The sequence below is a fragment of the Undibacterium sp. genome, from assembly GCF_030683615.1.
In the GTDB taxonomy this organism is placed as follows: Bacteria; Pseudomonadota; Gammaproteobacteria; order Burkholderiales; family Burkholderiaceae_D; genus Undibacterium; species Undibacterium umbellatum.
This window is the reverse complement of record NZ_JAUXQE010000005.1, coordinates 356,586-370,224: the sequence shown is the minus strand read 5'-3', so window position 1 is coordinate 370,224 and position 13,639 is coordinate 356,586. Positions and strand designations below refer to the sequence as shown.

Below are 13,639 nucleotides of genomic sequence, written 5' to 3'. Positions count from 1 at the left end.
CCAGCGTAGGCTGTTGCATATTCTGCTTGCTTGGAGAAGCTGTCAGCGATTTGGTTCAGTGTGAAGCTTTGCGCCATCCAGTATGCCAGGCCACTTGGGTCTGCTGGGCGATTGAAGTAAGCGATGTAAAGCTTTTGGATATCTGCTGTTGTGTTGGCCATTAGGAACCTTTAATTGAATTGGTATGTTGAAGTGCGTATTCGGTTAGAAGTTTGTTAGCGCATGTGTCGGTTAATTGATGGTCGCGTAAGCGGCACGCGTCACAGCTCATTTGCGAAAAGCAGGGTAAACATTTGGCAACGATCTGGGAAGAGTGAAATTAGTCATACTCCATCCACTTCCCTCTTATAGCTCAATGAATCATTGACGCGTTTAATTAAACAGGGCCAGTGAATCTTTCAGTGCCAGGAAAAAGCCCGCCCACGCAACGGTCAACACAAAACGAATAATTGATGCGCTCTGACAAATGCGTGTAACTCATCCAACAATTTCGAAGTTCGACGTATGAACTCATAGTAATTTCCGACAGCCGAAAAAAAACGCCACCACTAGGATGGCGCTTTATCGAGTAAAGCTAGCTATTATTTACCAGAACATTGCTTCAGGTACGCTTTCAGCTCAGCACCCGTTTTGCCGCTTGCCCCAGCTTGACAGCTTTTTATCTTGTCCTGCCCTTCCGATTTCACAGCCGCAGTATCGACACCCGAACTCAGGCATTGCTTCATGAAGGTTTTCAATTCGTCCCCTGACTTGCCTGCCGCTTGGGCCTTGCAGGCTTTTGCCTTGTCTTGCTGGGTGGATGAGTCGGCCGCGAAAACTGCACCGCTCAATGACAAAATCAGGCTGGCAACTAAAAATGTTCTCATATTCTTTCCTGTAAATTCAATTAAAGTTGGCGCAGCAAGGGTTTTTTACTGCGCTTCATATAGTCTATGCAGCCCGACATTCCACGCCTGTCAAATCAATGCCACACCCCGTGCTGCAGTCTATTGCTTGGTTTCTCTATATATTGTTCAGATGTATCTCAATCCGGCATCTCTAGCCCACCTTCAGGCTCATTTGTGCTCGGGCACGGAAGCTTCCCCAGAGGCCATTGCACTGCCAGTTGACTTTTTAGGTTTCTTGACTTTTGCAGGCTTGGCCGAAGCATTTCGTGAAGCCATAGCTGAAGCCGATTCGGGTGCCGACGAGTTGCCTGCAAAAGCAGGAGCGAAAGACAAAGCAATAATAAATACAGCGACCGACTTGAGCATCTTGATTTCCTTATTCAATTTGAAAAACGGTAGGCAAGAAAAAATTCGAAATGAACTTATGCCATATCGAAAGAATAAGGAGTTCAGGTCGGTGTGAATAGGGTGAAATTAGTCATACAGTCAGGAGACGCGCCTCAACGATTCCAAGGGCAGCATGCTGCCTGGCATAGAGCGCCACGGTTATTAAGGAAGGAGTCAATCGACCAAGCTACCAGATTTGGAACCGTCTCGCTGAAGGGCAATATACTTCCTGAGCACACACGACGACAAGCAGTAGTGAGGAACCGGTCCGCTAGGACAGGAACTTTCTGAAGCAATGAATCTTGTGGTCGCCGTATGATGACAGAATCCCTTCCTCATGCCAATCAACCCAGCGCGTTGTCTGTAAGCGGACAGAATATTATCGGCACAAAGCTGATCTTTGCCAATGTCTACAATCTTAATTGAAAGGGCGAGCCAAAAGCGATGCTGTACACTGTAGCTATCGCCATGGCATCTACTTAAATTATACAGTCTCAGCAGAAATAACCTGCGCCGCTGCATTGACAACAGCGGCAATACGACCCACATCGCGCAACTGCGTGGCTGACATGCCTTCCTTCTTCAACAACTCAAAATGTGATTTCACACAGAAATGGCATTTACCGATGATGGAAGCAGACAAGGCGTACATCTCGAAACGGCGCTTATCAACACCGCCATTGGTCGCATAGGCATTCATGCGCAATTGGGCAGCCTGGGTTTTCAGGTCGGCATCGTCGGCCATTTCCACATACGGGTACCAAACATTATTCATGCCCATCAAAGCCGCTGCTGTCAGCGCTGCATTGATCTCTTCTGGCGTGATTGCGCCACTGGATTTGATGGCTTCAATGATCACTGTGCTTTTTGCAGCGAATGCTGCTGCCAGTGCCACGCCTACCGCGTCATTGCCTTCCAGGCTGGAGCGGGCGATCGTGCCATCGATGTTCAGACGGATATCCTTGGCATAATCAGGGATACGATTTTTAATTAAATTCAAGAATTCCATAGTATTTACCTATCAAAAAGTGGTTTTAAAACCCGCCGGAGCGGGTTTATTTTACATCTACAACTGGGCTCTCTGAATTACAGAGTGGAGCCGCCTACTGTACGGTTGCATGGGCACAGTTCATCTGTTTGCAGACCATCCAAAATACGCAGGATTTCTGTAGGGTTACGGCCAACGTTCAGGTTGTTGACAGAAACGTGCTGAATGACATTGTCAGGATCAACGATGAAAGTCGCGCGCAGTGCAACACCTGCGTTGACATCACGCACACCCAGCATGTCTACCAAAGAACCTGTTGCATCACCGAACGCATAGTGGTTCAGTTTGTCCAGATCTTTGTGCTCACGGCGCCATGCCAGTTTGCAGAATTCGTTATCTGTAGAGCCACCCAGCAAGATTGCGTCACGGTCAGCAAAGTCATTATTGAGTTTGGCAAATTCAACGATTTCAGTTGGGCATACGAAAGTGAAATCTTTCGGATAGAAATAAATGATTTTCCATTTGCCTGGGAAAGAAGCTTCGGTGATGTCCTCGAATGCGGATACGCCGTTTTCTTCATGATGATTGAAGCCCGGCTTGGCGGCTGGAACTTTGAATGCGTCGAGTTTTTGACCTACAGTTTTCATTAAATTCTCCTGATTGACAGAACAAGGTGAACAATATGTCCACAACGCCAAGAAGCATATCACTATGAATTTTAAATATCCAATAGATTTTAACTACTATTCACTTAGTTAAAACCTTGCCTGGACTAACAGCAAACAGGCGTATGAACTTGCAGGCAAAAATTTGAGTGTGGACTCAGAATGTCAAGTCTATCTGTCATGACGGCGATGGGCGCATGCCAGCAAGGTGAACCAGAATGTGCAGCCTTTACCTTCTTCCGTTTCGAAGCCTATTTCACCACCCATTTTTTCAACAAAGGTCTTGGTGATATTCAAACCCAGGCCGGTGCCGCCCTGCTGCCTGGTATTGGTCCCATCTGCCTGGGCAAATTTCTTGAAAATCTGCTCCCTGAAAGCTTCAGGTATACCCTGTCCATGGTCTTCAACCTCTATCTTGTAGCTGCCTGAGATATCGGTAATCCTGACTTGCACTTCTGCCCCACTGGGCGAGAACTTGGCAGCATTTGACAGCAAGTTGGCAAACACCTGCATAACACGCACATTATCGCCCATGGCCCAGGCGTTTTCTGGATGATCAACGATGCGGTAACGCACGTTCAAAGCCTGGGCATAGCCAGCATTGGCTTCTATTGCCTGCCGGGTCACCGCAACCAGGTCGAAACGCTCTATGTTGATGACCATTTTGCCGGAGGCCAGCTTCTCCATATCCAGAATGTCATTGACCAGGACACCCAGGCGCTGGCAATTCTTGTGCGCAACCTTGATGAGTTGCATGGTCTTGGCTGTCAATTCGCCGGCAACACCGCTTTCCAGCAAACCCAGTGCACCGCGTATTGAAGTCAGGGGTGTGCGCAATTCATGGCTGACAACAGAAATGAATTCAGATTTAATGCGGTCGGCCTTGCGTTGCTCGGTTAAATCCAGCACAAAACCTACCCATTCATAAAAAGAGCCCTCCAGTTGCGCCAGCCCAACCATGACGGGAATGCGTACACCATCTTTGCGTATCAATTCACCTTCATAAGGTCTGGCTTGTCCATGGGAGCGTAACTCTTCCATGGCATTTTGATGGGCTGCATGACTTTCTTCTGTGGTTCTGTCCAGCCAGCTCATGCCAAATTCAGCAAACTCCAGCCTTTGCACGCCCGCCAGTTGCAGCAAGACATCATTAGCTTCCGTCAGCACGCCGCTCATGTTTCCTTGCATGATGCCGATCAGGCTGGAATTGACCAGGCGGCGCAAACGTGACTCACTGACCATCAGCGCTTCCACCATGCGTGATTTTTCTTTGCTCGCCTGTTCGGCTGCATCCCTGGCAGCGACCAGGCTCACTTCTGCTTCTTTCATTTGCGTGATATCACGCACACTGAAGACGCGCCCCACGCGCCTGTCGCGCATGAATTCCGGTTTGGATACGCAGATAAAATAGCGCCCGTCTTTCAGGGTCATGAGATCTTCAGTTTCCAGGTTCGGGTCATCATGAATTTTTTCCAGACTGGCAAAAAAACTGTCTGCTTCCTGCAAGGCGTCCTTGATGTGAGCAAACATCTGTGCCTCATCCCTGGCAGCCAGCAGTTCGTCACTGAGTTGCCACATACTGGAAAAGCGCTGATTGATGTTCACCACATTGCCGTTCAAATCGATGGACAGTATGCCTTCGGCGGTGGCGTCCAGGGAGCTTTGCAATTGTGCCACCAGATGCACCTGGCCTTCGACCAGTTCACGTCTGTGGGTAATATCTTCGGCATGGATAATAAAAAAATCTATCCCATTCCCAATAAACGCGGTAACACGTTTTTCCACCGGGAAGGAGACGCCATGGCGACTAATCCATTCGCTTTCTGCAATGGCATGGCCTTCAGCCTGCGCATCTGCGCGTAAGGCTTCCCAGAAGAACACATCCTGCAAGGAGCATTCTATATTTGCCAGGGGCAAGCCCAGTAACTCACTGCGCGGGTAAGCCAACATCATGCAAGCCAGTTGATTGGCATCCACCAATTCCATGCGCTGCATATCCACGACTAGGATCGCTTCACGACTGTGGTCTATGATATGGCGCAGCAATCCATTACACAAAACGGATGTTGACTGTGGCATGCCGGCATCGGTCATTTTTGCTATTTCTGGCCAGGTAAAGGGCCGCCCTGTGTTTTCTTAGATTGGGAGTCAAAATAGTAATTGACCCTTTTACGCGGATTCAGATAATTGAAAATTGCTCTGGGCAATAAACCGGGCCGTATGCTGCCGCTGATGGATAATTCCTTACTCTCTTCGGCCAAATCCAGAATGATGGCATCTTCCTTGGGAATCTCAGCGTCATACACCAGTACACGCGGACGCAAAGGCTTGCCTACATTCACATTCATGACCAGGCCAATTGCCTCATTCGACAATCTGACCAGAGTGCCGGGCGGATACACCCCCAGACTCCTGACCAGGGTAGCCATGACGACAGAATCAAACTGTGTGCGCCTGTGCGCATACATGGTTGACAAAGCTTCATGCGGAGTCAAGGACTGCCTAGTATCAATATGATTGCATAAATTATCGTACACATTGGCGATGGTCACAATACGCGTAGGCATGCTAATTGCATCCCCTTTCAGTTTGCGAGGATAACCCGTACCGTCCATGAATTCATGGTGTTGGGCAATCACATCCAGCACTGCAGGTGGCAGCCCTGCCTTCTTGCCAACCTCAACACCATACTGCGGGTGCATTTCAAAAAAGTTTTGCTCTGGCCTGGTCAAAGCCTCGGTCTTGGAAAGTATATGGTCAGGCACATTGACCTTGCCCAGATCATGGAAAAGAGATGCAATGCCGATTTTCTTGATCTCGGTATCGCTGCATTTCATTTCATTGGCCAGCATCATGGCCAGTACTGACACATTCAAGGTATGGAAATACAGTTCTTCATTGCCTGCCGCCTGTTGTATCAGGTGCATGACGGTATCATTGCCACTGAGCAGGACTTCCGCCATGCTATCGACCAACTTACCCGCTTCCTTGATGGTTTCTTTGGGCTTGGAGAAAATCAGTCGGTTAATGTTCTTGACCACACTCGCAGCAAGGACAAATTTTTCTTCACAACGGGCAATTTCATCCCGTTGTTTTTGCAATTTTTCAAAACGGGCGCGTTTGGCATCTATGATACTGGCATGCAACTGCTTTGCTGGCACGGAAGGAGCTGCAACAGGCGCAGACTGCGGTTTATTGACTGACTTGACAGCTACCGGGTCGGACTTGGAAGGAATATAGCGTACATGTTTAAGCTTGAGCGCCACCAGGTCATCGATTTGTTGCTGGCTTGTGATCTTGAACGAGTTCATTGGAAAAGAATGTTCGAACCAACTCAGGTCGAGTTTAATGAACATCCCGATCTGGAGCTGATCAATCACAATTAACTGGCTATCATCAGACATGTGGACGCAATAGTAAATATATGTTCTGACGATAGCATACGCCCCCGGCATTTGCAAAACCTTAGCCTTGGGGAAAGACTTTCTGGCGACAGATAGCAAGCACCATACAGAAAATCCAGTCTTTGGCTCTGTCAACGTTATAATCCCTGTCCTGTACATTTTGAAGGTTGCCTACCGTGTCTGATCGCCTTGCCGTCCTCCCCCAATACTTAATGCCTAAACAGGCGCTGACTGTGTTTGCTGGCAAAATTGCCAGTGCCAGGGCGGGTAAGCTCACAACCAGACTGATAAGCTGGTTTGTTGATCAATACCAAGTCAATATGCAGGAAGCCGCCAATCCTGATATCAGCAGCTATGCCAGTTTCAATGAATTTTTTACCCGTCCATTGCGTGCAGGAGCCAGGCCGCTCGCCCAAAGCGATCTGATAAGCCCGGTAGACGGCGCCATCAGTCAATTTGGAACTATCGCAAAAGACCAGATTTTCCAGGCCAAGGGACACAGCTACAGCACCACCGCCCTGGTAGGCGGCGATAGCCAACTGGCATCATTATTTGAAGATGGCAGCTTTGCCACGCTATATCTGAGCCCGCGCGATTATCACCGCATTCATATGCCCTGTGACGGCAGGTTGACCCGCATGATCTATGTGCCAGGAGCATTATTCTCGGTCAATCCAACTACTGCACGCGGTGTGCCCGGCCTGTTTGCCCGCAATGAGCGCGTGGTCTGTGTATTTGAATCGGCATCTGGACCTTTCGTATTGACACTGGTGGGTGCCACCATCGTCGGCAGTATGGCCACCACCTGGCATGGCATAGTCAATCCACCGCGCAGCGCTGAAGTGCGTGAATGGCGTTACGACAACCAGCAAATCATCCTGAAAAAGGGCGAAGAAATGGGTAGATTCCTGCTTGGCTCTACGGTAGTCATGCTCTTTCCTAAAGGCACAATCGATTTCAATCCAGCCTGGACAGCGGCCAAAGCCGTCTGCATGGGTGAGGCTATGGGAATGCATCCAGCTAAATAATATACTTACGCTTTTTCTGCTGCATACACTTAATACCCCACTATCTTCAAACACTTGCCCATGCATTCCCATTCAGGAATACATGGGCAAGTATCCGGCTCAGTAACACTCCCCCTGCTTAGAGAAGCAATAAGCATTCGCCAAGCGCATTGCTTTGAAGCCAATTTTCCTGCGTTTTTTATATGCCTCTTTAACGAGCTAGGCAGCAATCAAGCTTGAACTGATGAATATCAACAAAAAACACTTGCCAAAGATGTTCGAATATTCAATAATCTAAATAAGAATTGTTATCGTTTAGATTTGCAAGGTAAAATATGACTACAAATGATGCTATTCACCAGCACGCTGATCTGGCTAATTCAACAGCAGCGGCAAGAGCGACGGCAGCAACGAATCAGACGCCAAAAGAGATTCCCCGTATTACTAGCGGCGATTTGATGCAGCAAAAGCGTGAATTGGAAATTGATCATGCGGGCCGGATTTATCGACTGCGCATAACACAACTGAACAAGTTGATACTGACAGCCTGAGACGCTGCTCATTCTTGGAGACTGGATATGCCAGGTGGGATGCTGACGAACGAAGAATTATCGGGTTTGACTGCTACATCCAAGCAGCCTGAACTGCTGGTTTCCGCAGTCTTGCACCTGATGTCGCATTACACAGTCCACAGCACGAATAGTGCTACGCCAGAAGAAGCAGAACAGGCCAGCACCAGGCTGGCATCAGTCATAGAAAGACACTTGAATGTGTTGGCGAATTTGCCGGACCTGGCACCTGTGCTGAGAGCTACCTGCCAGCAGTTGTCCGGGCAATGGGCCAATCTGGTAGAAAAGAAATCTGCGCAAAAAAACAAGCTGCGCAAACTGGGCTGGCTATTGGCCTTCACTGGTAAAAAATCTGCATAAATGGAGTGATTCATGATTGTATGTGTTTGCAATAATGTGTCGGAAAAGAAAATTCATCAGGCTGTTGCCATGGGCGTCAGCACGATGGCCGAACTGCGCAAGCAACTCGATGTCGGCACCTGCTGCGGCAAATGTGCGGGATGTGCACGCAAAATCATGCGCCAATGCATGGATGAACAAAGCAGTAATGCATCCGGCTTCCAGAATTTCATTCAACAATTACACTTTCAACCCAACGCCGTCACAGCGTGAGGTTCACCATGTCCACTCTCACATTACAACACGCACCACAGGATTTCACCGCCCCCAAATCAAGGATCTTTTCTTTTGCCTGCATCGTGCTGGGGCATCTGGCTCTGTTTTATGCGCTGGAACATGGCTTGCTGACACACGCAGTGCAAATTCTGCCAAAAGAAGTGATGATGACCTTCATAGAACCGCCGCAGGTCAAACCAGAACCGCCACCAAAACCGATTCCCACAAAAAAACTCAGCACCTTGCAGGCACCCGTGGTGCCACATATCAAGCCGGTAGTAGAAATCCCGGCCGAAGTGCATCAAATCACTACCCAGGCAGCACCGCCTGTACCTCCTGCGCCTCAGCCCGCTCCGCTGGTTGCCAAATTCGAACCTAGCAATGCCCCTGCCGTTATTGCGCCGCCAAAACAAATCAGCGCTGTTGAATATGTGCGTCCACCACAAGCCGACTACCCACCTATGTCAAAACGCATGGGCGAAGAAGGCAAAGTGACCTTGCGGGTACTCGTCAATGAAAAAGGCGTGGCAGAAAAAGTCGACATCCAAAAATCCTCTGGCTCGAATCGCCTGGATGAAGCAGCCAGAATTGCGATATTGCGCGCAATTTTCAAACCCTACCTGGAAGATGGCAAAGCACTGACAGTGATTGCCACAGCGACTATCAGCTTTTCTCTCAGTAGCTGAAAATAAAGAACCCTCCCCCGGGAGAGGCCAGATTGCGGGAATTTCGCAATCTGGCCTCTTTTTTTATTCCCGCTGCAAATTCTGTTTCACTTCTTTAAATGCGGGAATAGGAGAACGGCCTCCGCTCTCTCTCTGTGCATTCACTCCGGTTTGGGTTGGCCGGTTCCAAGTTTTTCGGTTACTCTGCCAAGCAGGCGACCTGATGGCGTGTCGTCGCCCATCAGCATGCCGGTACGGTTTATCACAGGCAGTGAGAGCTCCGCCCTGGACAAGTTCACCGGGCCTGTTGTTCCGTCAATAGTGTCGAGCCTGGAATGCCTCGCTAGAGCGTGGTGCGAGACAGGACTCACAGGAGGTGATAGGTTCGGATAAGCATCAGGATCGAAAGTCGCAGCCTTTTTCTTGCCATCGCTGGTATCGACATAGGAGAAAGCTTTGTTGTCGGAAAATTTCACATTCTGATTGATCAGGTCTTGTTGCAAGCCCAGTCGCTTCATGTCGAACTGAACTTCAGGCGTCGCGTATTTCTTGTCAATTTTGTGGTAATAGTCCTGATATGCCTTTTCATTGTTACCCGCAACATTGACTGCCCAACTACCGTAGAAGTTGGTGTAATCGAGATTGTGATTCGACCCAAGCATGGACTCCTTTGCAGATTTATCAAAGTAATACTTGCCCATGGCTGCGACGTTGTCCTTCGAATAGGGCATGCTCATGTCAGCATCGACTGTCAGGCCCGGCTTCATCACGTAGTTATAATTTCCTGGCGTGCCGCTCACAGTAATGAAATCCTGCATGCGCCCCGGGGCAGTACTGTAGATATCTTCAAGCGTCGCTTTTGGATTATCTTTTCTGGCTTGCGAAGCAATTGCATTGAAGCCACCGATATGCGCAGAGGCCTCGTCTTTACGAGAAGCCTGGATAAAGTCTTCAGTCACCTTGGTATAGTCGTGCGGCGATGCCTTGCTCGTTGCCAGTACCTTAGTCCCATCAATGAAATCCTGGGTTATCTTTTTGGTTGCGGCAGCGTTGAATGAATGCTGGATTTCGTGACCCATCACAAAAATCAGCTCTCCCTTATCGCGTTCGCTCGTACTGGCTTTCTGAAGTACATTCATCGGTACATTGATGGCTTTTGCACTCGGGTCATACGAACCGCCTGTGCCAGAATTGGCAGGAAGCGCCTGAAATTGAGTTAAATACCCTTTATCGACTGAGTCAAGAATGCGCTTCTTCAGGTCGGGAGAAACCTCAAGAAGCTTGGCCAAGTCATCGCCGGGACTATTGTTCGCGGTCTTGTTGGCATTACCAAAGTCCTTGATGATCTTATCAAGCTTTTGCTCAGCAGTCGGTGGCGCCGCATTGGGCATGTGATTCGGTGCAGTCATGTGACTTCCCCTCTAGACGTCAATGACTATCATGGAGACACAATTGTGTTTCACATTTTCGTCACTTTCTCCACGAATGGAAATTTGTAACTCGACTTTACCGCGCGAGAAATTCCAATAAATGAGCCGATTGTGTTCGCCATAGTAAGGCTCTGATTGAAAACCGAGTTCAGTCAGTCGTTTTTTATAAGCGTCAAAATCGACTTTGCAGATCGATGTCATATCGGCACCGCTATGGGTTTGGTCATCAAACGAAAATATTAGCCGACTAGCTTTGCCGTCTTTGCTACCGGATATCACTTTAATGTTAAAGAACCAGGTATCGGTAATTTTTGCTCCAGTCGCATATTTACCGGGATTATCAGCGTTAACGTAGACCTTGAGGCCAGTCGCAATCTCCAGATTTTTGGCGGAGATATCCTCCGCCGTCTTGATCTTGCCAATCAGGTCTAGCATACGCTTACTGACTTCCTCGGCATTCATTTGCGGAACTTCTGGAGATGCGTTTTGATGATTGGTTTCCATAGATTTCTTGTTTGCGATAGAAGTTGATGAAGAGGCAGTACCCGAAGAACTATTTCTCTGCGTCAGTGCACCAGGGCTTTGTGTGCAAGAAGTCGTCAGCAAAGTAAGTAGCGCCGAAGCAAAGACTTTACGGATGGTGTTCATACGACGATGCTTTGCAGACTCTGCGTTTTTTTGGGGGGGGAAGATGATGAAGCAATGGTACTGGATTGCACTATCAGATCCTTTCGGAATATTAACAAGTGAAGAGTTCCGTGCATTCAAATCAAAAGCACCTAATATTTTCAAGCGAATTAAAATTCGCCTTGAAATATTGCTGATTTAGTAATTCGAGTATATCACTGTTGTCAGCGCCATCAACAAATGCGGAAGATGGGAGAAACGGGACAGTCCGCACAGGCGCGAGTAACTGGTGCGTTCAAACACAAGATTTTGATGTTCAACAATGCTGGAACTACCACCGATTTCTCAAAACCAAGACAGCAGTTTGCTCAAAATACCAGGCTCGTAAAATGAAAATATTATTGACGCGGGAAAATGCTGGCGGAAACCTGAGCCCAAAATTTCAATCTGACATTTTTAATAAAGATGGCGTTAGCCCACTTGTATGTTTAATGATGGATGACGGAGGACAAACATATTTGCAAACAATACCTTGGCAGGGGGAAGGAGTGACGAAGATCAACTTGATTAAGTAAGTAAAGATCGACTCCGGTGATTGGAGCCGTGACGCTTGGGGGGCAATTGACTTTGAGCAAAGTGAAAATTTACTCTCTATATGATGAAAATTATTTTGAGCTTGTCGGGATGAATGCTTTTGAAAAGGCTTTGATGTTCTGGAGAGATTTTATTCAGATGGAACCTGGAATAAACGCTGAAAAGAGAATAGAAATCGAATAAAGAACAGTAAGCATTGAATGACTTCGGCTCTTTTTGATTGATAGAAAACTAAATGAGAATAATTGCGCTTCACTCAGCGCTGTCAATCCCCAAAAATATTGTCTTCCTCGCGCATTTAATACAGTGAATTCAGTGATGCAGATCATCTTCATTTTGCAACTGCCACTGAATGCTCTATGATGTGATAAACGCCTGTAAGCATAAGCTCATCAGCGATCACATCACCAACAGAGTCAACAGACACAGGAAGGAAGCCCATGAAAGGCGACGCGAAAGTCATCAAACTGCTTAATGCACAGCTCACCAACGAACTGAGTGCAATCAACCAATATTTCTTACATGCGCGCATGTACAAGCATTGGGGATTTGAAAAAATAGCCAAAAAGGAATACGAAGAATCCATCGGCGAAATGAAGCATGCCGACAAACTCATCGACCGCATCCTCATGCTGGGTGGCCTGCCGAATCTGCAAGCACTGCACAAGCTGATGATAGGTGAAGACACGGTAGAAATGTTGGGATGCGACTTGAAGCTGGAAGTTGCTGCTCAAAAGACAGTCAAGGAAGGCGTTGCCACTTGTGAAGCAGTGGGTGATTATGTTTCACGTGATCTGTTCCAGGTTATTTTGGAAGATACTGAAGAGCATATCGACTGGCTGGAAACCCAGCTGGAATTGATAGAAAAAATCGGCATCCAGAATTATTTGCAATCTCAAATGGCAACTGATGAATAATTTGTAGTTGCCGCGATCTGGCTTGGCAGGCCAGGTAAAACAAAAAGGGATGCAGCTTGCGCTACATCCCTTTTGTTTTCCTTATTGCGTTTTTACTTCTTGCTTATTGTGGCACTGTGTCTTTGAAAGAAGCACGTTCCGACAATTTATCAAATAATTTAGCCAGATTGGGGTAATCACCGCGCCAGTCTATTTCAGGGAAACGGAAGCTCAACCAACCCAGGGAGCAACCGACACTAATATCCGCCAGTGTCAAATGCGTGCCAGTACAGAATGCTGTATCACCCAGGCCACTGGACATGGATTTCAAGCCAGCGTGCACCTTGCTCATTTGCCTGTCTATCCATTCCTGGCTTTGCTGTTCCGCCGGGCGCAAGGTTTTTTCCAGGCGCACCAGAATCGCTGCATCCATGATGCCATCTGCCAGCGCTTCCCAGCATTTGACTTCCACCCGTTCACGGCCTTGTGCAGGAATCAACTTGCCAACTGGTGTCAGGGTATCAATATATTCTACGATGACACGAGAATCAAACATGGCACCGCCGTCTTCCATCAAAAGACAGGGCACTTTTCCCAGGGGATTGGACTGTTGTATGGTGGTCTCTGCTGCCCACACATTTTCTTGCAGAAAGACATAGTCAAGTTTCTTCTCCGCCATGACAACGCGGACTTTTCTGACAAAAGGACTAGTGATGGAGCCAATAAGTTTCATAGGAATCTGGTAGTAAGTTTAGGCCGGATTATAGCATTGCCTGCCTGCAAACCCGTGGTGTCCCTACTGGCGTGCGGAGCAGCAACATCATCATGATTCTGTAGTTTGAACGCATTCAAATGGTAAAATCGCATATCCAGTGCAAAAAAACTGTCTTCACACAACAATTGTG

The 13,639-nt window shown here is 47.9% G+C and carries 16 protein-coding genes; 8 read left to right on the top strand and 8 right to left on the bottom strand.

The window, feature by feature from the left end:
- Window positions 1-581: 581 nt before the first annotated feature.
- Complete coding sequence (locus Q8K39_RS02985) at window positions 582-830, bottom strand: PsiF family protein (RefSeq protein ID WP_305258228.1); 249 nt, start codon at window positions 828-830, stop codon at window positions 582-584.
- Between Q8K39_RS02985 and Q8K39_RS02980 the strand changes: the two genes are divergently transcribed.
- Window positions 724-1,350 (top strand): hypothetical protein, encoded by a 627-nt coding sequence (locus tag Q8K39_RS02980; protein ID WP_305258229.1) that lies wholly within the window; start codon window positions 724-726, stop codon window positions 1,348-1,350. The two genes, Q8K39_RS02985 and Q8K39_RS02980, sit on opposite strands and share 107 nt — an antisense overlap.
- 408 nt (window positions 1,351-1,758) lie before the next feature.
- Here the strand turns inward: Q8K39_RS02980 and Q8K39_RS02975 are convergent, their stop codons facing one another.
- The 4 genes from Q8K39_RS02975 to Q8K39_RS02960 form a co-directional block, all read right to left on the bottom strand.
- Window positions 1,759-2,283, bottom strand: coding sequence for a carboxymuconolactone decarboxylase family protein (locus Q8K39_RS02975; protein WP_305258217.1), 525 nt, complete (start codon window positions 2,281-2,283; stop codon window positions 1,759-1,761).
- Between the two features lie 77 nt (window positions 2,284-2,360).
- A complete protein-coding gene (locus tag Q8K39_RS02970) occupies window positions 2,361-2,909 on the bottom strand; it encodes a peroxiredoxin (RefSeq protein ID WP_186952207.1) in 549 nt (182 codons plus the stop codon).
- Window positions 2,910-3,098: 189 nt separating this feature from the next.
- Window positions 3,099-5,021 (bottom strand): PAS domain-containing sensor histidine kinase, encoded by a 1,923-nt coding sequence (locus Q8K39_RS02965; protein ID WP_186952206.1) that lies wholly within the window; start codon window positions 5,019-5,021, stop codon window positions 3,099-3,101.
- 5 nt (window positions 5,022-5,026) lie between these two features.
- Window positions 5,027-6,331 (bottom strand): HD-GYP domain-containing protein, encoded by a 1,305-nt coding sequence (locus tag Q8K39_RS02960; protein WP_186952205.1) that lies wholly within the window; start codon window positions 6,329-6,331, stop codon window positions 5,027-5,029.
- A gap of 176 nt (window positions 6,332-6,507) precedes the next feature.
- Here Q8K39_RS02960 and asd point away from each other — a divergent pair, with 176 nt between their 5' ends.
- From asd to Q8K39_RS02935, 5 genes are all read left to right on the top strand, one after another.
- Window positions 6,508-7,359, top strand: a complete 852-nt coding sequence (asd, locus tag Q8K39_RS02955; protein WP_305258216.1) for an archaetidylserine decarboxylase — start codon at window positions 6,508-6,510, stop codon at window positions 7,357-7,359.
- 314 nt (window positions 7,360-7,673) lie between these two features.
- Entirely contained in the window at window positions 7,674-7,889 is a 216-nt protein-coding gene (gene hemP / locus Q8K39_RS02950) for a hemin uptake protein HemP (RefSeq protein ID WP_186952203.1), read from the top strand.
- Window positions 7,890-7,928: 39 nt separating this feature from the next.
- Complete coding sequence (locus tag Q8K39_RS02945) at window positions 7,929-8,267, top strand: hypothetical protein (protein ID WP_305258215.1); 339 nt, start codon at window positions 7,929-7,931, stop codon at window positions 8,265-8,267.
- A gap of 12 nt (window positions 8,268-8,279) precedes the next feature.
- Window positions 8,280-8,519 carry a bacterioferritin-associated ferredoxin gene (locus Q8K39_RS02940; protein WP_305258214.1) on the top strand — a complete coding sequence of 80 codons (240 nt, stop codon included), beginning with the start codon at window positions 8,280-8,282 and terminating at the stop codon, window positions 8,517-8,519.
- Between the two features lie 8 nt (window positions 8,520-8,527).
- Window positions 8,528-9,208, top strand: a complete 681-nt coding sequence (locus tag Q8K39_RS02935) for an energy transducer TonB (protein WP_186952201.1) — start codon at window positions 8,528-8,530, stop codon at window positions 9,206-9,208.
- 140 nt (window positions 9,209-9,348) lie between these two features.
- Here the strand turns inward: Q8K39_RS02935 and Q8K39_RS02930 are convergent, their stop codons facing one another.
- Complete coding sequence (locus tag Q8K39_RS02930; RefSeq protein WP_305258213.1) at window positions 9,349-10,596, bottom strand: hypothetical protein; 1,248 nt, start codon at window positions 10,594-10,596, stop codon at window positions 9,349-9,351.
- Between the two features lie 12 nt (window positions 10,597-10,608).
- Window positions 10,609-11,265, bottom strand: coding sequence for a hypothetical protein (locus Q8K39_RS02925; RefSeq protein WP_305258212.1), 657 nt, complete (start codon window positions 11,263-11,265; stop codon window positions 10,609-10,611).
- 368 nt (window positions 11,266-11,633) lie between these two features.
- On the opposite strand from Q8K39_RS02925, the gene Q8K39_RS02920 reads away from it, so the two are divergent.
- Both Q8K39_RS02920 and bfr read left to right on the top strand, forming a co-directional pair.
- Complete coding sequence (locus Q8K39_RS02920; RefSeq protein ID WP_305258211.1) at window positions 11,634-11,819, top strand: hypothetical protein; 186 nt, start codon at window positions 11,634-11,636, stop codon at window positions 11,817-11,819.
- A gap of 459 nt (window positions 11,820-12,278) precedes the next feature.
- The gene (bfr, locus tag Q8K39_RS02915; RefSeq protein ID WP_305258210.1) at window positions 12,279-12,755 is read left to right on the top strand and encodes a bacterioferritin; all 477 of its coding nucleotides are present in this window, start codon (window positions 12,279-12,281) and stop codon (window positions 12,753-12,755) included.
- A gap of 103 nt (window positions 12,756-12,858) precedes the next feature.
- Here bfr and Q8K39_RS02910 read toward each other — a convergent pair whose 3' ends face one another.
- Window positions 12,859-13,467, bottom strand: coding sequence for a glutathione S-transferase (locus Q8K39_RS02910; RefSeq protein ID WP_186952197.1), 609 nt, complete (start codon window positions 13,465-13,467; stop codon window positions 12,859-12,861).
- Between the last annotated feature and the right edge of the window lie 172 nt (window positions 13,468-13,639).